The sequence below is a fragment of the Dehalogenimonas alkenigignens genome, from assembly GCF_001466665.1.
Lineage (GTDB): Bacteria > Chloroflexota > Dehalococcoidia > Dehalococcoidales > Dehalococcoidaceae > Dehalogenimonas > Dehalogenimonas alkenigignens.
On the sequence record NZ_KQ758903.1, the window covers coordinates 1,314,654 to 1,333,344 of the forward strand.

Consider the following 18,691-nt stretch of genomic DNA (forward strand, 5'->3'; position numbering starts at 1 on the left):
ACAGGTGAGCCCTGTCCCGGAAGGAGGTTTCGGCGTCAAATTCGGCCTTTAACATCGTTCAGGGTCTGGGAGACCGCGAGGGCGAGTGCTGCCGGCTCAAAGGGTTTCACCAGACTGGGTAGACGGTGCTTTTCCAGGAACATTTTGACATCTTCACCCAGGGTATCGCCGGTGATAATTACGATACGTCCAGTCATTTCCGGCCGGCGGTCAATAATCTCGGTGTAAAGCGCCATGCCGCTTGTCCCGGGCAATCGAAGATCCATGACGATAACATCGTAGTCTTTTTTGCTTAGTAGAATCAGTGCTTGCGCGGCTGAAGCCGCGGTGTCAATGTGCCGACCTTCCCCGGAAAGAGATTCAACCGCCAGGTTGCGTATGCACTCCTCGTCGTCTATCACCAAGATAACGGCCGCTGATTGATGTCCGAGGTTGATGACACTTGGGTCACGAGTTTCGGCTGCCGCACCGGAGGATTGAACAATAGGCAACAGGATGGTGAAAGCAGCCCCGCAGCCGGGAGACGATTCCACCTCCAGAGTGCCGCCGTGTTCCTCAACGATTGAACGTGAAAGCGATAACCCCAGACCGGTGCCTTCGCCGGGATTTTTGGTGGTGAAGAACGGCTGGAAAATCTTTGTGACAGTTATGTTGTCGATTCCAGGACCGGAATCGGCGAAAACCAACCTGAGATATTTCCCCTCCAAAGCGGCGGTGATGGTGAGTTTCCCTGGCTTGCCACTATGCTTGATGGCATATTCGGCATTGACGATGAGATTCAGGATAACCTGCTGCATCTGGCCCGGATCAACGATTATCCACGGTAAATTTTCAGAATAATTTTTAACAACCTCGATGCCAGCAGTCTTCAATACGTATGCCCTGAGTTCGAGAGTATTATCTATCAGCTCAGTAATATCCACGCGCGATTTCAAAGGTTTGGTTTGGTGGGCAAAGGTCAGCATTCTTTTGACGATTTCGGCCACTCTTCTGGAGCCATCAACGATAACTTTCAAGTCGTCAGCGACTTCCGGCGCCAGATCGCTGCGGGCAAGCAACAACTCTGAAAAACCAAGGACACCGGTGAGGGGATTGTTAATCTCATGGGCAATTCCGGCGGCCATTTCGCCGACGGCAGCCAGGCGGCTGGACAACTCGGCTTTTTCTTTTAACCGCTGTTGTTCAGCTTCGGCCTTTTTAATGGCAGTGATGTCGCGGGCGATATGGACGTATCTCCCGCTGGATTTACCGCCAATTTTGATAGGAGTGATGTTGACCTGATAGGTATTATCACCCTGAACGATCTCATCACCCAAACCGCACCGATTCCGGTCGCCGAGGCCAGGACAAAAGCCGGGCAAGACACAGGTATCGTGCATTATTTGATAACACTTTTTACCTACCGCCTCGGCCGGAAGCATTCCGGTCTTGTCGGCCATGGAACGGTTGACGCGGATAATGTTATGGTCCTTATCCAAAATACAAATCAGGTCAGGTATGGAGTCAAAAGTGCTTTCCCACTCCTGTTTTGCAATTAAGATTGCCTGATCATTCTTGCGGCGTTCTAAGATATCACGTTCAGCGATCAGCAGTCCCCGTAATGATACTGCGGCTACCGATGTGAGCGAACGGATGAGGAAATGATCGCTGTTCGAGAACTCCTGACGGCTTGCTTTATCCGAAAGGAACAAAACGCCAACGGTCTTGCCGGCGGCCGTGAGCGGAATCATATAAGCAACATCTTTTGAGCCCACAACGTTAGGATATTCCGTCGAAGGCGTTCTCCGTTTAACAAAATCCATCAATTCAAATTCAAACGCTCTATCAGCGTAAACACCTCGCGCGGCGGCGAATACAAAACTTGTTTCATCAGTAGCTACAAATAGGCAGGCGCCTGATAGGTTCATGGATGTCATCGGGGCGTCGATGATCAATGAGGAAGCCACCTCAACGCTAGCTGTTGCGCTGAGCGATGCGCTCAAGGTTTGAATTATTTGCTGGTAGTCATGACGGTCTTTGTAGAAGAATTTATCAACCAATGCTTCTGTGGCGCTTCTGGCTGGGCCTAAGAGAAGAACCGCTATAGCTGAAAGGAATAAGGCCAGGATGAATTGCTGAGTGAAACCTGGAGCGACTCCACCTGATAATACCAATGCAAAAACACCGGCAAGGACCGCAGCCATCGATAGAGTGATAAGACCGTACACAACTCCTCTTCGAACCACCACATCAATATTCATCAATTGGCGCGCGATGACGGCATAACCGAGAGACAGTGGTATGAACGACAGGAAGGCTACCGTAATATTTGACTGTAGAAATACACTGTCATCCTGAACCCCAGGGAAGACACTGAACACCAAAAAAGGTAGCAAAGCAGCCATGCATCCTAAAAGGATGATGACCATTTGCTGCCTGGTCCGCGAATCCGCTGCTCTTAAGAGATTGAATACTACGACACCTATAACACCCAAGAAACCGACGCCGTATCCGATCAGCCTGAAGGTCCGAAAATCCGGGAGAGGCTGCCCATTCGACTGCCCAATGAATGGATATGCAATCACAATCAACGCCGGCAAAACATAAACCAGGTATTGGTAGGGCTTATGTCTCAACCAGGCGCGCTCCTGGGGGAGAATCAAAAAGAAGTGGAGCAGCAGCCAGGGGCCGATGGTAGACGCAACAACGGTGATATGCAAAGCCAATGGGGCCAGACGATCCGAAGCCATATTCGAACTGAGAGCCAGTCCGAACACAAGACCGCAGGCCAACAAAAGTACCGACGCCTCGTTTTTCGGATTACGGAGATAAACATAAATTCCGACAACCCAAAACGCAAGGCAAGGAAGAAGCCACATGACGAGGTCTATTGTCGCGGTTGAAGTAGGTTGAGTCAGAGATGAATCCGCATCAAGTATTGTGCCATTAGGATTTACCACAGTAATTTGGCGAACTACTCTGATCCAACCTGAATCTTTAAAAGCTGACAAATATTGATCAGCCGGCAGTCCATCGATGATTAATGGAATATCTCCCGGGGCGATACCTAGTTCATTACCGATCCCATATGGATCCACGCTCTCAACAACCCATTGTTCATTATCATTTTTGAGGGAAATGCCAATGTAGGAGTGACTAAAGCTATAAACAAAATAAAAAGCCGATATAATTAGCACGAAAACCGAGAAAACAATCGGGAGACGGTACAGGTTGAATTGAAGGCGGGCGTTATTCATTGAAACCAGCCATATTCAGAAAAGGTGATAGGAGGCTAATATTTACTTTACTCGGAGGCAAAGATTCTAACTGATCGATAGCCAGATGGATGAATTTTTGAGCTTGAAGAAGGGTATAATGTACCCCCCCTGATTGAAATAATACCCGCTTCACCGGTTCAGGGTCATCTGTGACAGGGGTGCCGGCATCATAGGTGCAGTCGATGTAATTGGATTGATCACGAAGGGACCCGTTCCTTGCGAATATCACAGGTAAAGTGACTTTTTTACCGCAGATATCTTTTCCCGTGGTAATATCACGAATATCATTACACAGTTGTAACGCTGTTCCAACATACTTCCCGAAATCCGCGAAAGAAGTGATTACTCCTGGATCATTTGTCGAAAGAATGGCGCCAATATGGCAGGCACATTGGATTTGAGACGCTGAAGTTTTTTGGATATGGGCGATATATGCTGTCTCATCAAAACAAGAACGCAACGAACCGGATAAATCTTCGTGTTGCCCGCTGGAAGACTGAATAAAATATCCAGTTAACGTTTCGAGGGCAGAATGAAATATTTGGTACGAAACGAGGTTATTCATTCGAGCGAAAGCAGCGTATGCGAGCAATATCAGAGTAGAGCCGATATTCATCCGGACGGGTTTGCTTAGGCCGGTAAAACCAGTGAGGATAGTGTCGTCATCTTCTAGATCGTCGAATATATCGGCCGCTGTCAGCATGAACTGCATTGCGGCAGCGAAAGGTAAAGCATGTGTCCATTCGCCGTTTATGCTCTGGGCAACATACAAAGGCAACAATGGCCATTGATTATTGTCTGATGATGTTCCTAAAACTCTTCCTTCAACGGCCAGTGGTGCTCTTATATGAGAGATAAATTCAGTGTTATTAGAATAAGGAGCTAGAATTGCTTCTAGCTCCTTATTTAGGGCTATACTTTTAATAACTAAGCCGCCCCGATCCATAATTGAAAGATACCTTGTTAAAACCACCCACCCATGGGTCCAATTTGCGACTGGAGAGAAACGCCATCAGCGGTGACAAGGCCCGTACGCGCATGCAAGGAAAGGACTGCCTTTTTATCAACCGGGGTAAGTTCCAGTTTGGCGACATACGCCTCGGGATCAGCTTCGAAATCCTTGCGGGCGGACTCATCTCTGAATATGGTCTGGACTAAATCGGCCAAGTTCATAACAACTCCTCCTTAATTAATTTTAGTTACGGATTATAAACTCAGAATGTCAACACGTCAATAGATATCAGACATATCGGTAATATTTATTTATATGGGAGTAACTGAAGGCATATTCGAAACGTCTCAATCATAACTCGGCTAAGGAAGGCTGACAATAGTACTATCGTTATGGGGGAAGAGGTGAATCGAAGAAGGAATCTGGTCGGGGTGGACGGATTTGAACCGTCGACCACCTGAACCCCATTCAGGTGCGCTACCAGGCTGCGCTACACCCCGATTTGGAAAGCGCTAGAATGTTATCATAGACATCTGGGTGTCGCAAGCCGCTTTGCCAGTCAAACATAAACCATATATAATAAGCTTACATAAAACTTGAGTGAAACGAATGGCAATACGAACTATCTGCAAATATCCTGATCCAGTACTCAGACAAAAAGCCAAAAAGATACCTCTGGTAGACAAGAGTATTCGAATTCTTGTCGAAGACATGATAGAGACAATGAAGGATAATTGCGGCTGCGGCTTAGCAGCGCCGCAGGTAGGGGTGTCCCTTCGATGTATCGTCATCGGAATGCCGGAAGAAGAACCGTATGCCATCATTAATCCTGAGTTTGTCAAACGAGTCGGAGAGCGTGAAATAGAAGAGGCTTGCCTTTCCGTTCCCGAACTTGCCGGGAGTGTTAAGCGTTCCGAGTCGGTGATCGTTAAAGGCCTAGACAAAAACGGTAAACCCATACGCGTTAAAGGACGGGAACTCCTGAGTCAAGCGTTGGAACATGAAATAGATCATCTAAACGGCGTACTGTTTATTGACCGGGTCGAATCTCCTGAAAAACTTCGTAAACGGAAAAAAATGAAAGAAGAAGAAGAGACGACCGAGACAAGCACTTCCGCCTCACCGGATAAGTAAATATGCAGAAAACATTGTTACAATGTGATTTCGACGGGACGCTGACAGAAGAAGATGTCAGCTTTTTAATTCTAGACCGCTACGCAGAAGGTGATTGGCGAGCAATACTGAAAGAGTATCAATCGGGCACGATCAGCGTCGGCGCATTTAATAACCGGGCCTTCTCTATGGTAAAACAGGAGAAAAAGACTCTTGAAACGCTTGTCTGCAATGAAGCTAAGTTACGCCCCGGTTTGATAGAACTGGTTGAGTATTGCCGGTTAAACCAGATCGAAATGGTTATCGTTTCGAACGGACTAGACTTCTATATCCGGGCATTGCTTGAGAAAAGCAGATTGAATCATATCAGAGTAATCGCAGCCACCACCGCGTTCACGCCATCAGGACTCGATTCACATTATATTGGGTCGGATGGCGGTGAATTGATGGTCGCGTTCAAAGAGCACTACACTGAGAAATTCATTGAACGTGGATTTAGAGTGTTTTACGCCGGAAACGGCCCCTCCGATATACCTGCCTCAAAACTTGCCGTACACACTTTTGCGACCGACTCGCTACTGGATTATTATATTCAGCATGGGGCTCGTCACACACCTTTTAAGGACCTGCGCGATATTGTTGAGGGCCTCAAATCCTTCTAAAGCCGCGGCCCGAAAATAGCCTCCCCCAACCTTACCAGATTAGCACCTTCTTCAATAGCAACACGGTAGGACTCGGTCGTACCCATTGACAGGTACCGGATATCCGCAAAGCCTGCGCTTTCTTCTTTGAGAGCATTGAACAAACCTCTGGCTTCAGAAAAAAATGGCCTCATCATTTCGCCTGGAAGATTCGGGCCAAGAGTCATGAGTCCTTCTAATGTTAGGTTAGGCATTTTCCCGATCTCATGAGCCAAAGCGATCAGGTTTTCAGGAGCAACACCAGATTTCCGCTGTTCTCGTGCGATGTTGACTTCAATGAATACGGGCATGATTTTGCGTGCTTCAAAGGCGCGTCGGTCGATTAAGCGAGCTAGATAGGGGCTGTCAACAGTCTCGATCACATCAAACAGTTCAACGGCTTTTTTGATTTTATTGGATTGCAGGCGTCCGATAAAGTGCCAGCAGCCTCGGGAGAGTAAATAGCGTCTGGCAGCTTCAGTTTCCTGAACATAATTTTCACCAATTATCGAAATCCCGGCATCAAACGCGGCCGCGATTTCCGCCGGCGAGCGAGATTTAGCTGCGGCAACAATAGCGACATCTCCGGGAATTTCAGCCAGCAGGCGACGGACATTATCGCCTATGGACTGCGAGGCAAAATCAGTTTGGTACCGCATTGGGGACAATACTTCATTCCAGCATTCAAAGATGATGAACATACTGAACAGGCAGGCGCCGTCAACGCTGTTCCACCTGCCAGTTCGCCCAATAATTTATGTAGTTGTTCTTTCGTCATCAGACGTTCGGCAATGTCCGTTTTAAGTTCCTCAGCAATTTCATATCTGGTTACACAGCGGGCGCAGGTCATATATTGTTTGACGCGATATTGTATTGTAGGAACAAAATAGACAGTAAGTTTCTTGCGTTCCTGATGCACCGCGAAAACCTGGTCCGACCGACAGTTGGGACAGCGAGTTACAATAAAACCCAGATGATCGCCATAGTTCTTGTTACCGAAAAGCAAGACCATAAACGAGTATAGCGGAACAATGGCGCCCATTGTCAACCTACCCGACATGAAACCTCTCTTTTGACTTAGTCGCTGTAGCTCAGCTATGTTAATATTATTCCCGTTGGGGGAGTGCCGGAACTGGCAGACGGGCATGACTTAGGATCATGTGCCGAAAGGCGTCGGGGTTCGAGTCCCCGCTTCCCCATTATTACCTGATTAACTGCATAAAGCCATGAATGAAACCGCAGTCTACGAACACCTCACAACCGAACTAAAGTCAATCAATTGCATGCATGGATTTCTGGAAATCAGAAGAGTTCCGGAATTGAAACGGGAACTCGAATCCCGGTTGCATAAAGGCCAACTTGATACTGCTTTCTTTGTAAAAAATCTTGAACGGCTGGAGGTTTCAGCGCCGACCCGTTTTGCCGAAGTCAACTCACTCATAATTATTGCCGCGCCTTTACCGCTCACGAGGTTGATTTTCGAATATCAGGGCAGAGGTCGGCCGGTACAAATTCCTCCCTTTTATGTTTTCAAAGATAAATTGGCAGCTATCCGAAAAGCGCTTGGACGAAGTTTAGGTGCCGCTGGGTATCAAATCGCAGACGCCCGGGTACCTTTGAAGTTAGCGGCGATACGCAGCGGCCTGGCACGTTACGGGAGAAACAACCTGGCTTACATCCAGGGGATGGGCAGCTTCCATAGATTGGTAGCATTTTATACCGATTTACCCGCACCGGCCGACGCCTGGTTTCGACTCAGTGAGATGGAAGAATGCACCAGTTGCGGCTTTTGTTTAGGTAACTGTCATACTGATTGCCTTAATCCCGATGCAGGCAACCGTTTTCTTGCACGAGCTGAAAAGTGTCTAACTCTTTACAATGAAGAACCGGGAGAACTGCCGAGTTGGATCACGCCCTGGCTCCACAACTCCTTGATAGGCTGCATGCGCTGCCAATCCAGTTGCCCTTTGAACCGGACCTTTATACGAAATGTTCCGATTTCTGACACGTTTAACGAACCGGAAGCTATGGCAATATTAGCGACGCCGGTATTCGGCGACCTTCCAGGAGCCCTCCAGGAGAAGTTAGTTAAGTATGATCTTCAAGACTACTATGACCTGGTGCCGCGGAACCTCAAATTCCTGCTGGAGTGGGAACTGTGATTTCCACATTGGCAGAAAAGGTGACGGATGAGCTGGAGCTTTCCGGCTATCGCGCGGCTAACGCAAGCATTGACCGACTGGCTACCATTGAACAAGAATTCCGTTCCATAGCCAACCGTGATGAATGGCGCAAATCTCCTCACCTTTCACAGCACATATTCGATTTCACTTTACCCCAAGAATATCAAGCTAAATCGATACTCGTCGTTGCAGCACCGGTCGCACCGGTTAATATCGGTTTCGTATTTGGTGGGGAATATTTTTCCTTCGATGCTCCTCCTTTGTCAGAAGACTATGAACAAGATGCCGCCAATATTTTTTCTGAGATTAAGAAGATAATCTCGCCGCAGGGATATCGCCTGTCCGAGTCCAATTTACCCACCAAGATTCTTGCCAGCCACTGCGGATTAATTTCCAACGGCGTCAACAATATTGGCTACATAGACGGGATGGGCAGCTATTTTCGGTTGAGCGCGTATTTTTCGGACATTGAACCAGGAAATGAAAAATGGCTAAATAACCACTCGGTGAACCCCAAATGCGCCGGGTGCTCAAGGTGCATCGACACCTGCCCAACAAAATGCATCGAGCGCTCCTCTTTTCAAGTAAACCGGTGCCTTTCACTTCTTTCAAAGGAACCTACCGATTTTCCGGTTTGGATAAACAGTAAATGGCATAATGCATTAATAGGATGCCGGATTTGCCAAAAAGTTTGTCCACTAAATCAGGAGGTTTCGTTTAAGGCGAGCATCGGCGCTGATTTCGATGAAACTGAAACCGCGGCAATCCTTTCAGGTGAGCCTCTGGAAAATCTCTGTTCTAAAACCAGAGAAAAACTGCGATACTTCACTCTGGAGCCATTGTACCCTGTGGTATCGCGCAATTTACGCTTATTGTTCAAAAAACATGGACTGACAGTAAATTGAATCTATCTCAAGCTGTTGATGCACTTGGAGCCAGTTTTCTCTTCAGCAATATCGGTAAAGATGCTGCCTTAAAGCTGGCCCAGTCAGCTGAAGAGCTACGGTTTGGCGCGGGGGATTTCATATTCTGGGAGGGCGACCCTCCGGTACGATTCTATATGCTTACATCCGGCCGGATAAAAGTGATAAAACACGGCTCACAGGGGCGGGAAACACTGGTAGCTGTTTTCAACCCGGGGGATATTTTTGGCGAAGTTGCGGTGTTTGAAAATAAGCCTTACCCATCCTCGGCAACAGCTTCAGAACCTTCAACTGTACTAGCCTTTAACCGCGACTCGTTCAGTTGTTTACTAACTGAGCACCCGGCAACAGCAATGGCGATGATCGGCATTTTATCTTCAAGGTTGCGGGAAGCACAAAACCGGCTCCATGACTTATCCGGGAAGAGAGTTGAACAGCGCCTGGCACGGACTTTACAAAGATTAACAGCCAAACTCGGAACTGAACTACCATTTACGCGTCGAGATTTAGCGGATATGTCCGGAACTACCATTGAGACGGCGGTACGAGTCCTCAGCAGATTTAGCGAAATGGGAATAATCACTTCCAGCCGGGGGAAAGTTACAATCAAAGACCAAGCCCGTTTGAATGCTATATCAGACGATTTGTCACAGACCCAATAAGGCTGATTCCCACTAGTTCGGAACTTGATATAAATCATATAAATACCCCTAGCCCAAGGTTATAATTAGCGCGTGTTGAGTCTGGAGGTCTAGATGTCGAGCGGGTGCCCGGGGAACGATTTCCGTAAACTCAAGGTTCGGGTTGTAAATTGCCCCGAGTGCAAGGCGGACGTTGAGATATTTTCAGATGAGTTAAGGGTGCGTTGCCAGAAATGCGGCTCGCAAGTATATATCGACCGCTTACCGTCTTGTATCGAATGGTGTGCTTCAGCAAAAAACTGTTTGGGCGACCCCCGTTGGCAGAGTATTCAAATTGAGCCTACTGAAAGGGAAACCGATGGCCATACGTAAAATTGTTCGGATTGACGAAGAAAAATGTAATGGCTGCGGGGTATGCGTACCATCCTGCGCCGAAGGAGCGATTCGGGTTATCGATGGCAAAGCAAAGCTTGTATCAGAGGTTTATTGCGATGGATTAGGAGCTTGCCTTGGTGAATGCCCTCTCGATGCCATATCCATAGAAGAACGCGAAGCCCCGGACTTTGATGAAATTAAAGCGATGAAACATGCCGCCGGAATAGAATCACAGAGAGAAACGGTACATGCTTGCCCTTCTTCGCGAGTGTTAATGTTTGGCGGACCTAAGGATCAAAAAAATAATCAAACTCAAAAGAATCATACGCCGTCAACTCTAGGTAATTGGCCGGTTCAGCTGGGATTAGTGCCGCCTCACGCTCCTTTTCTGAAAGGAAGCGAAATCCTTTTAGCGGCGGACTGCGTGCCATTCGCTTACCCGGATTTCCATAGTGAATTTCTTGAAGGAAAAAGACTGCTTATCGCATGCCCCAAACTGGATGATTACGATTCACATCTGAATAAACTGGTACAAATACTGCAACAGGCGAAACCCGTTGGTATTTCCGTGCTTCGAATGGAAGTCCCTTGCTGCGGCGGATTGACTCATATGGTTTATGAGGCATCCCGGATGGCCGGGGTAACTGTACCGATCGACGAAATCACCATCGGTATTAGAGGTGAAGTGCTTACCCGAGTGTAAGTAATAACTATCTGATTCTTGATAAATTGATGTTGACAACCATTCGGTATAAGTATATACTGAGTGGTTGTTAATTATGCTTCTAAGCCGCTTCTATCATATACAGGCTTTTCCCGGCACCATTTTCCCAAGGCTTTAGTCCGTTTTTCCTTAAGTAATCGCTTTTAAGGAGTAGACATGGTCTCATTACTGCCAGCTACCGGCTTGCCGTCGGTAGCCGCTCCCCGCAAATCATATTCCAAGATTCCGGATGTAGTGGAAGTCCCTAATCTCATCGACATCCAGTTGGCATCGTTCCGCTGGTTCATGGAAGATGCCTTAAAAGACCTGATTGAAGAGATATCGCCAATCAAAGATTTTAACGGCAATCGTATGGAATTGGAATTCATAGGTTATGAATTTCGAGAGCCCCGTCTTTCCGAAGAGGATTGCCGTGAACGCGATCAGAGCTATTCCGTTCCGCTTTACGTAAAAGCGAGATTGATCATCAAGGCCACCGGAGAAATCAAAGAACCTTTTGAACTTTTCTTCGGAGATTTGCCGCTGATGACCCGCAACGGCACATTCATCACTTCCGGGACCGAACGGGTCATCGTGAGCCAGCTTCTTCGTTCCCCGGGCGTTTATTTTACCGTTCAGGAAGATACTGCGACAGGCCGTCCTTTGTGCCATACCTCACTTATTCCTAGCCGGGGAGCCTGGCTAGAATTTGAAACCTCTAACCGTGATGTCATTTCAGTCAAGATTGATGGCAGACGAAAAATCCCGGTGACCAGTTTCCTGCGGGCAGTTGGATACGGATCCGATCAAGAACTGATCGATTTGTTTTGCGACGTGGATACCGTTTCAGAACACTCGTACATCAAGGCGTCGATCGAAAAAGATCAACTGATCCGGGACACTAACTCGGCCTTAATTGATATTTACGGCCGGCTGCGGCCTGGAGACCCCGCAAACGTGGAAAACGCGGGTAGGTTAGTCAACGACATGTTCTTCAGTCCAGAACACTATGACTTAGGCATGGTCGGCCGCTACAAAGTCAACCGCCGTCTCGGACTTAAAGATATTGTTGCCGAGGAAAACAGGGCTTTAACCAAACAAGATATCATCGCCATAATTAAACAAATCATCCGCATAAATAATGGCATAGACCATAAGGATGATATTGACCACCTAGGCAACCGGCGAATCCGTACAGTAGGTGAGCTCATTCAAAACCAGTTCCGTGTTGGTTTGCTTCGATTGGAGCGGGTGGCGAAAGAGAGAATGAGCATCGTAGCGCTCGACCAGGTTACGCCTTCAGGCCTGGTCAACATCCGGCCGGTTGTTGCCGCCGTCCGAGAATTTTTCGGTGGATCGCAACTCTCTTCGTTTATGGATCAGACCAACCCTCTTTCAGAACTCACGAATAAGCGTCGCCTTTCTGCGATGGGGCCCGGTGGTCTATCCAGAGAACGTGCCGGTTTCGATGTTCGCGACGTCCATTTCTCCCACTACGGACGTATTTGTCCGATCGAAACTCCGGAAGGCCCAAATATCGGTCTCATAGGTTCACTTGCAACTTACGCCCGGGTCAATCGGTACGGTTTTATTGAAACTCCGTATCGCAAAGTGTTTAAAGAACTACATAACCACGATTCCAGGCTTGTTGGTCTTGCTGTCCGGGAGACAATCACCGATGAATCAGGAGAGACTATTCTTTCCGCGGGCAGCGTTGTTGACAGCAAGACATTTAAAGTACTAGCTAAATTACCCGAGCGTTTGATACCGGTTGAGCCGTTCGTTTCTGATGAGATTCCCTATCTCTCAGCCGACGAAGAGGATAAATACGTTATCGCACAGGCTACAGCCCGACTAGATGATCGGGGACGCTTTTTAGATGAACGCATCGAATCCAGATTCGGCGAGCAATACCTCTACGAACCGCCGATGAAAGTCGATTATATGGATGTCTCGCCCAAACAGATATTCTCTGTGGCGGCTTCCCTTATCCCGTTCCTCGAACATGATGATGCCAATCGTGCATTAATGGGCGCCAACATGCAGCGGCAGGCGGTTCCTTTGCTTCGACCCGAAGCACCACTTGTCGCGACGGGTATGGAGATGGAGGCGGTCAGGTATTCCGGTCATGTCATTTTTGCCAGAAATTCCGGAACTGTTAAATCGGTAACCTCTGAGAAAATTGTTGTAAAAACCGACGGAAAAGGCGAAGACACCTACAAGCTAATAAAGTTTATGCGTACCAACCAAGGTACCTGCATTAACCAGCGTCCTGTGGTGTCTGCCGGGGATGTTGTGACCGCCGGTCAGGTACTGGCTGATTCTTCTGCTACGGAGAATGGCGAACTGGCTCTCGGGCAGAATGTTATCTGTGCCTTTATGAGCTGGCACGGTTATAACTATGAAGATGCCATTATCATTTCAGATCGTCTGGTCAAAGCCGATAGGTTCACCTCAATTCATATCTCAAAGCATGAAGTTGAGGCCAGGGACACCAAACTTGGCCTGGAGGAGATAACGCGAGACATACCTAATGTCGGTGAAGAATCGCTGCGCGAACTTGACGAAGAAGGCATCATCCGCGTCGGCGCTGAAGTTGGACCTGATGACATTCTAGTCGGAAAAATTACCCCCAAGGGCGAAACCGAATTATCAGCCGAAGAAAAACTGCTCAGAGCGATATTCGGCGAAAAAGCCCGCGAGGTTAAAGATACTTCGCTCAGGATGCCGCATGGCGAATGGGGAAAAGTCATTGCCGTTAAAGTATTTTCACGCGACAATGGCGACGATCTACCGGCAAGAGTAAATAAATGGGTGCAGGTGTGGGTCGCCCAGAAAAGAAAAATATCGGTCGGCGATAAGCTGGCGGGACGTCACGGCAACAAAGGTGTGATTTCTATCGTCGCTCCTTCCGAAGATATGCCGTTTTTACCTGACGGCACGCCGGTTGATGTGGTATTAAATCCCATCGGCGTCCCTTCCCGCATGAACCTGGGCCAGATTCTTGAACTACACCTGGGTTGGGCCGGACATCTGCTCGGGTTTAAGGTGCGTACCCCGGTATTCGATGGGGCGACCGACGTGGCTATCGAAGATGATTTAGCCAGAGCTTATATTGCCCAAAGCGCCGGCCTGATAAAGCTCGACTATGAGGCAAAAGATGCCAAGACGGTCGCGTCGAAAACAATTGAATGGCTAAATTCCAAGGGATGGGATGGATCGCGGACTTTCGACGATAGCCATCCGGGCTTCGGTCGTGAAACCTGTCTCCGGCTTTGGTTAGAGGAGCATGGTGTTTCAGACGCAAGGAAAATCCATGCCAACGAACTTGATGAAGTCGTTTTCAAACTGGCAAAAGAACAAAATATTTCATCCCCGATTGCGGGCAAGATGATTCTCCGAGATGGAAAAACCGGTGATTTCTTCGATCAGCCGATTACTGTTGGCAATATGTACATTTTAAAGCTGATCCACCTTGTGGAAGATAAGGTGCATGCCCGCGCTACTGGCCCGTACTCTTTGATCAGCCAACAGCCCTTAGGGGGCAAAGCCCAATTCGGCGGACAGCGATTCGGCGAAATGGAGGTTTGGACCCTGGAGGCTTACGGCGCCGCATATAACTTACAAGAAATGTTAACTATAAAATCCGATGACGTAACCGGACGGGCAAAAGCTTATGAATCTATCGTAAAAGGTGAGGATGTATCTCAACCAGGCGTACCGGAATCATTCAAGGTGCTGGTTAAAGAGCTCCAGTCCTTAGGCTTGGCGGTTGAAGTCATCAACGAAGAAGAAAAAGTATTACCCGCGGAACGACTGAAAGAAACGCCGCTGCCGGAAGAGGAGTCAGAACTGTCGGCATTGGCTAGCGAACTGACCTCACAACTTCTGGAAAGTAACGAAGACGAAGAAGAGGATACCAATAACCAAGATGAATGAAGTCATTGATTTTGACGCCATTCGAATCTCGCTTGCCTCACCGGAGCAGATCCGGAGCTGGTCGTATGGTGAAGTCACTAAACCGGAGACTATCAATTACCGGACATTGAAGCCAGAACGAGACGGCTTGTTTTGCGAACGTATTTTTGGTCCTACCAAAGACTTCGAATGCTCCTGCGGAAAATATAAGCGCATTCGTTACAAGGGCATCATCTGCGATAAATGTGGCGTGGAAGTTGCCAGGGCAAAGGTCAGGCGCGAGCGTATGGGGCATATTGAACTTGCCTGCGCCGTTGGCCACATCTGGTTTACCAGAGGCATTCCTTCACGCATCGGTTTACTTCTAGATCTTTCAACCCGCAGCCTCGAGCGGATTGTATATTTTTCCCATTATGCGATTACTTCCGTTAATGAAACTGCCCGATCTCAGGCAATAGCCGGCCTCGAGAAAGGCCGCAATATTGAACTTGACGACCGGCAAGCAGAGGTTGAAAGTAGAATTGCCGCGCTGGAATCTTCCGGAGCAGACGTTCAAGAAATCAATACCCTCAGACGGGATTTCGAGACCGAACGAGCTGAATCAGAAGAACAAACACTCAACCTGGTGGATCAACTCACCGGATTGAGGCGAGGCAACCTTTTAACTGAAAGTCAGTATTACGATCTGAAAACACGGTACCCCGACGTTTTTGAAGCCAAGATGGGTGCCGAAGCCATACTTGACCTACTAAAAACTATTGACCTTGGTCAAATGCGCAACCACCTCATACAGGAGACTCGTTCGAGTTCCGGGCAGCGGCGTAAGAAAGCCTCCAAACAGCTTCAGCTAGTTGAAGCGTTCCGCCGCTCCGGCAATAAACCCGAGTGGATGGTTTTGACGGTATTGCCGGTGCTGCCGCCCGATCTCCGCCCCATGGTTCAGCTCGACGGCGGGCGCTTCGCAACCTCTGACCTGAACGACCTGTATCGTCGGGTCATCAACCGCAATAATCGGTTGCAGCACCTCCTGGAGATCGGTGCGCCGGAGATCATCATTCGTAACGAAAAACGCATGCTGCAGGAGGCGGTAGATTCTCTCATCGACAACGGCCGTCGAGGCCGCAGTATCGCCGTTTCAGGCGACCATAAAGCCAAGTCCATTTCCGACCTGCTTCGCGGCAAGCAGGGACGGTTCCGTCAGAATCTTTTAGGCAAGCGTGTTGATTACTCCGGGCGTTCCGTAATCGTCGTCGGACCTACCCTTCAGTTACACCAGTGCGGATTGCCCAGAAGGATGGCTCTGGAACTGTTCAAACCTTTCGTCATGCATCGATTGGTGACCGATGGTTTAGCCCCGAATATTAAAAGCGCCCGCCGGCTGGTAGAACGAGCTCGGCCTGAGGTATACGATATACTTGAAGATGTTGTTAAAGACCGGCCGGTGATGCTCAATCGCGCGCCTACTCTGCACCGTTTGTCCATACAGGCCTTTGAACCAGTACTGATCGACGGCTCTGCGATACAAATCCACCCACTCGTTTGCTCGGCTTTTAATGCCGATTTCGACGGCGACCAGATGGCGGTACACCTTCCGCTTTCTAAAGCAGCCGTGAAGGAAGCTCGCGAAGCCATGCTTTCTATCCACAACATGCTGCTGCCTTCTTCCGGGGACCCGGTAGTAACACCCAGCCTGGATATGGTTTTCGGTTGTTACTATTTGACGACCATACGCCCTGGTTTGAAAGGCGAAGGCAAGCGTTTCGGTAATTTCGATGAAGTACAGCGCTACCTTGAATTAGGATTGATCGACCTTCGGGCAGAGATAAGCGTTCGCACTTCTGAAGGAGAAACACTTAAGACCTCGGCCGGTCGCATTATTTTCAATCGAGCTTTGCCTACAGGACTTTCATTCTTCAATAAACCAGTTGATAAATCCACGATCAGAAAACTTATCGGTGAATTCAAGAAAATTGTCAGCGACGAAGATATGGCACTGGCTTTAGACCGTATCAAGCAACTCGGTTTTAAGTATGCAACCAGAAGCGGTATCACCATCGCCATGAGTGACGTTGCGGTACCCGGAGCAAAAGCTGGCATTCTTTCAGCTGCCGAACAAGAGACAACAACCATTGAGCACCAATATGCCCAAGGGCTAATCACCGATGATGAGCGTTATCAAGGCGTCATTGAAATCTGGATGAAAGCTACCGAAGACGTAACTTCCGCCATCCAGAAGGGGCTTGACACAACCGGGAACGTTTACATGATGGCCACCTCGGGCGCCAAAGGTAACATCTCCCAGATTCGTCAGATGGCCGGTATGCGCGGCTTGATGACCAACCCTTCCGGGCGAATTATCGACTTCCCCATCAAGTCGTCGCTGCGTGAAGGATTGTCGGCCATTGAATACTTTATCTCCACTCACGGAGCCCGAAAAGGTTTGGCCGATACCGCTCTTCGTACTTCTGGTTCAGGCTATCTTACCCGGCGTTTGATAGATGTGACTCAAGACCTTATCATCTTCGAAGACGACTGCGGGACCATGGACGGCTTATGGATTGAAGAACCCAAAGAGAAGGGTATATTACCCCCTCTGGCGGAACGTATTTCAGGGCGTTTAGCCGCGATGCCGGTAGCCCACCCGCAAACAGGCGAAATCATAGTCGAGCGCAATGGTGAAATCGATGACACCAAGGCTAAAGAAATCTCTGCCGCCGGTGTTTCTTCAGTATATGTTAGGTCACCTTTGTCTTGCGGCTCCAGGCGAGGCATCTGCCAGAAGTGTTACTGGCGAGATCTCGGCCGCGGTCATGCCGTTGAGCACTATACCGCTGTCGGTATCGTTGCAGCCCAGAGTATCGGCGAGCCCGGTACTCAGCTTACCCTGCGGACATTCCACACCGGCGGCGTCGTCGGTATGGATATTACTACCGGCTTGCCGCGCGTTGAAGAACTTTTTGAAGCCCGGCCGCCTAAAGCTCAAGCTATCATTTCGGAGATAGATGGCATCGCCCAGGTAAAGGAATCTGAAGAGGGCAGAACAGTACAGGTTATCGCCCGGGAAACCTATCAGGACGAATATGAATTGCCCGATGGATGGAATATTGAAGTTGCAGAAGGGCAGCCAGTTGACATGGGGAGCGTCCTGGCCACCGCTCCCGACGCCGCTAAGAAATCAGCGCATCTGACCGCCGGAGGATCTGTTCTCGTTGCCCGGGTCGGCGGGCGCGTGGGTATCGAAGGCAATCGTCTAGTGATTAAGTACGAAGATATTGACGAACGCCATTACCAGGTCCCGGCTGCCTCCCATATCGCCATCAAAGACGGAGATTCGGTCAAGGCTGGGCAGAAACTAACCGACGGATCGGTGAATCCCCAGGACATCCTGGCGGTACTTGGAAAAGAGGCCGTTCAACGCTATATAGTTGAAGAAGTACAGAAAGTGTACTTCTCCCAAGGTGTTCATATCAACGACAAACACATCGAAGTAATTGTCCGCCAGATGATGAACAGGGTGCGAATCGATTCTTCTGGCGATACGGAACTCGTTCCGGGTGAGTTGGTCGACAGGTATCGTTATGAAGACAAAAATGCCAATATCTTGGCCGAGGGTGGCGAACCGGCAACGGCACACACGGTGCTGCTGGGCATCACCAGGGCTTCCCTGTCAACCGAATCCTGGCTGGCTGCCGCCTCTTTCCAGGAGACGACACGCGTGTTAACCGATGCGGCGATTCATGGAAAGAAAGATAATCTGTCCGGTCTTAAGGAGAACGTGATCATTGGCAAATTGATTCCGGCACAGTGTAAATCATGCCGAGACGCCACTGCGGATAAAGCCGCCGAGTTAGAAGCTGCCAAACTAGTTCAACTGGAACAACCAGTCATTTAATACTGAATTGACTGTGATCGAGAGGGGAAGGCATTAAAAGCCTTCCCCTTTTTG

The 18,691-nt window shown here is 48.8% G+C and carries 13 protein-coding genes and 2 tRNA genes; 9 read left to right on the forward strand and 6 right to left on the reverse strand.

Annotated elements, in window-relative coordinates:
• Window positions 1–35: 35 nt before the first annotated feature.
• The 4 genes from DEALK_RS06885 to DEALK_RS06900 form a co-directional block, all read right to left on the reverse strand.
• Complete coding sequence (locus DEALK_RS06885; protein WP_058439521.1) at window positions 36–3,236, reverse strand: ATP-binding protein; 3,201 nt, start codon at window positions 3,234–3,236, stop codon at window positions 36–38.
• Window positions 3,229–4,203, reverse strand: a complete 975-nt coding sequence (locus tag DEALK_RS06890) for a polyprenyl synthetase family protein (RefSeq protein WP_083496396.1) — start codon at window positions 4,201–4,203, stop codon at window positions 3,229–3,231. Before DEALK_RS06890 ends, DEALK_RS06885 begins: the two co-directional genes overlap by 8 nt.
• 17 nt (window positions 4,204–4,220) lie before the next feature.
• Window positions 4,221–4,430, reverse strand: coding sequence for a hypothetical protein (locus DEALK_RS06895; RefSeq protein WP_058439523.1), 210 nt, complete (start codon window positions 4,428–4,430; stop codon window positions 4,221–4,223).
• A gap of 202 nt (window positions 4,431–4,632) precedes the next feature.
• Window positions 4,633–4,709 (reverse strand) — tRNA-Pro (locus DEALK_RS06900).
• Window positions 4,710–4,818: 109 nt separating this feature from the next.
• On the opposite strand from DEALK_RS06900, the gene def reads away from it, so the two are divergent.
• Window positions 4,819–5,343, forward strand: coding sequence for a peptide deformylase (def, locus tag DEALK_RS06905; protein ID WP_058439524.1), 525 nt, complete (start codon window positions 4,819–4,821; stop codon window positions 5,341–5,343).
• Between the two features lie 2 nt (window positions 5,344–5,345).
• Window positions 5,346–5,984 carry an HAD-IB family phosphatase gene (locus DEALK_RS06910; protein ID WP_058439525.1) on the forward strand — a complete coding sequence of 213 codons (639 nt, stop codon included), beginning with the start codon at window positions 5,346–5,348 and terminating at the stop codon, window positions 5,982–5,984.
• On the opposite strand, the gene DEALK_RS06915 is transcribed toward DEALK_RS06910, so the two are convergent.
• The gene (locus tag DEALK_RS06915) at window positions 5,981–6,661 is read right to left on the reverse strand and encodes a YggS family pyridoxal phosphate-dependent enzyme (RefSeq protein WP_058440082.1); all 681 of its coding nucleotides are present in this window, start codon (window positions 6,659–6,661) and stop codon (window positions 5,981–5,983) included. The genes DEALK_RS06910 and DEALK_RS06915 overlap by 4 nt on opposite strands.
• Window positions 6,625–7,044 (reverse strand): zinc-ribbon domain-containing protein, encoded by a 420-nt coding sequence (locus tag DEALK_RS09820; RefSeq protein ID WP_244881591.1) that lies wholly within the window; start codon window positions 7,042–7,044, stop codon window positions 6,625–6,627. The genes DEALK_RS06915 and DEALK_RS09820 overlap by 37 nt, the downstream gene beginning before the upstream one ends.
• Window positions 7,045–7,119: 75 nt before the next feature.
• Between DEALK_RS09820 and DEALK_RS06925 the strand changes: the two genes are divergently transcribed.
• The 7 genes from DEALK_RS06925 (at window position 7,120) to rpoC (ending at window position 18,637) form a co-directional block, all read left to right on the forward strand.
• Window positions 7,120–7,201, forward strand: a tRNA-Leu gene (locus tag DEALK_RS06925).
• Between the two features lie 27 nt (window positions 7,202–7,228).
• A complete protein-coding gene (locus DEALK_RS06930; RefSeq protein ID WP_058439527.1) occupies window positions 7,229–8,164 on the forward strand; it encodes a hypothetical protein in 936 nt (311 codons plus the stop codon).
• Between the two features lie 8 nt (window positions 8,165–8,172).
• Entirely contained in the window at window positions 8,173–9,090 is a 918-nt protein-coding gene (locus tag DEALK_RS06935; RefSeq protein ID WP_144437090.1) for a 4Fe-4S double cluster binding domain-containing protein, read from the forward strand.
• Window positions 9,087–9,770: a Crp/Fnr family transcriptional regulator gene (locus tag DEALK_RS06940; protein WP_058439529.1), complete on the forward strand. Its 684-nt coding sequence runs from the start codon at window positions 9,087–9,089 to the stop codon at window positions 9,768–9,770. The genes DEALK_RS06935 and DEALK_RS06940 overlap by 4 nt, the downstream gene beginning before the upstream one ends.
• Window positions 9,771–10,107: 337 nt before the next feature.
• Window positions 10,108–10,827 (forward strand): ATP-binding protein, encoded by a 720-nt coding sequence (locus tag DEALK_RS06945; protein WP_058439530.1) that lies wholly within the window; start codon window positions 10,108–10,110, stop codon window positions 10,825–10,827.
• 177 nt (window positions 10,828–11,004) lie between these two features.
• Window positions 11,005–14,766: a DNA-directed RNA polymerase subunit beta gene (gene rpoB, locus DEALK_RS06950; protein WP_058439531.1), complete on the forward strand. Its 3,762-nt coding sequence runs from the start codon at window positions 11,005–11,007 to the stop codon at window positions 14,764–14,766.
• Window positions 14,759–18,637: a DNA-directed RNA polymerase subunit beta' gene (gene rpoC, locus DEALK_RS06955; RefSeq protein ID WP_058439532.1), complete on the forward strand. Its 3,879-nt coding sequence runs from the start codon at window positions 14,759–14,761 to the stop codon at window positions 18,635–18,637. Before rpoB ends, rpoC begins: the two co-directional genes overlap by 8 nt.
• The last annotated feature ends 54 nt before the right edge of the window (window positions 18,638–18,691 follow it).

What these genes read in the sequence shown, in the direction of transcription:
- def (WP_058439524.1), top strand. Translation starts at nt 4,819, where the DNA reads ATGGCAATACGAACTATCTGCAAATATCCTGATCCAGTACTCAGACAA.
- DEALK_RS06885 (WP_058439521.1), bottom strand. Translation starts at nt 3,236, where the DNA reads ATGAATAACGCCCGCCTTCAATTCAACCTGTACCGTCTCCCGATTGTT.
- DEALK_RS06930 (WP_058439527.1), top strand. Translation starts at nt 7,229, where the DNA reads ATGAATGAAACCGCAGTCTACGAACACCTCACAACCGAACTAAAGTCA.
- DEALK_RS06915 (WP_058440082.1), bottom strand. Translation starts at nt 6,661, where the DNA reads ATGCGGTACCAAACTGATTTTGCCTCGCAGTCCATAGGCGATAATGTC.
- DEALK_RS06945 (WP_058439530.1), top strand. Translation starts at nt 10,108, where the DNA reads ATGGCCATACGTAAAATTGTTCGGATTGACGAAGAAAAATGTAATGGC.
- DEALK_RS09820 (WP_244881591.1), bottom strand. Translation starts at nt 7,044, where the DNA reads ATGGGCGCCATTGTTCCGCTATACTCGTTTATGGTCTTGCTTTTCGGT.
- rpoB (WP_058439531.1), top strand. Translation starts at nt 11,005, where the DNA reads ATGGTCTCATTACTGCCAGCTACCGGCTTGCCGTCGGTAGCCGCTCCC.
- rpoC (WP_058439532.1), top strand. Translation starts at nt 14,759, where the DNA reads ATGAATGAAGTCATTGATTTTGACGCCATTCGAATCTCGCTTGCCTCA.
- DEALK_RS06890 (WP_083496396.1), bottom strand. Translation starts at nt 4,203, where the DNA reads ATGGATCGGGGCGGCTTAGTTATTAAAAGTATAGCCCTAAATAAGGAG.
- DEALK_RS06910 (WP_058439525.1), top strand. Translation starts at nt 5,346, where the DNA reads ATGCAGAAAACATTGTTACAATGTGATTTCGACGGGACGCTGACAGAA.
- DEALK_RS06895 (WP_058439523.1), bottom strand. Translation starts at nt 4,430, where the DNA reads ATGAACTTGGCCGATTTAGTCCAGACCATATTCAGAGATGAGTCCGCC.